At 68.2% G+C, this 740-nt stretch carries 1 protein-coding gene; it reads left to right on the top strand.

Going from position 1 to position 740, the window contains the following annotated elements:
- Positions 1-740 (top strand): acyl-CoA dehydrogenase family protein (locus A9X05_RS17310; protein ID WP_255369192.1); only part of this gene is annotated, 740 nt, incomplete at both ends.

The raw sequence follows: 740 nt of genomic DNA, 5'->3' as shown, positions 1-740 counted from the left end.
CCCGTCGACGGGGGCTACCTCTTCAACGGCCGCTGGCAGTTCAGCTCGGGCACCGACCACTGCGACTGGATCATCCTGGGCGCGATGCTCGGCGACGAGAAGGGCATTCCGATCATGCCGCCGCAGATGTTGCACATGATCCTGCCCCGTAAGGACTACGAGATCGTCGAGGACTCCTGGAATGTGGTGGGGTTGCGGGGAACCGGGTCCAAGGACGTCATCGTCAAGGACGCGTTCGTCCCGTCCTACCGCACGATGGACGCCACGAAGGTGATGGACGGCACCGCCCAGCGCGAGGCCGGCATGACCGAACCGCTCTATCTGATGCCGTGGTCGACGATGTTCCCGCTGGGCATCTCGGCGGCCACCATCGGCATCGCCGAGGGGGCCCTGGCCGCGCACCTCGACTACCAACGCGAGCGCGTCGGCGCCACCGGAACCGCGATCAAGGACGATCCCTACGTGATGTTCGCGATCGGCGAGGCAGCCGCCGACATCATCGCCGCCCGCCAGGAACTCCTGGCCAACGCCGACCGCATCTACGACATGGTCGCCGCCGGCAAGGAGGTGTCGTTCGCCGACCGCGCGGCCGGGCGGCGCACCCAGATCCGCGCGGTGTGGCGCGCGGTGTCGGCGGTCGACGAGATCTTCGCCCGCTCGGGCGGCAACGCGGCCCGCATGGACAAGCCGCTGCAACGGTATTGGCGCGACGTCCATGTCGGCCAGCTGCACGCCATCCA

Source organism: Mycobacterium sp. E3298 (genome assembly GCF_001666895.1).
Classification (GTDB): domain Bacteria; phylum Actinomycetota; class Actinomycetes; order Mycobacteriales; family Mycobacteriaceae; genus Mycobacterium.
The sequence above is the reverse complement of the archived record's forward strand: the minus strand, read 5'-3'. Positions and strand labels throughout refer to the sequence as shown.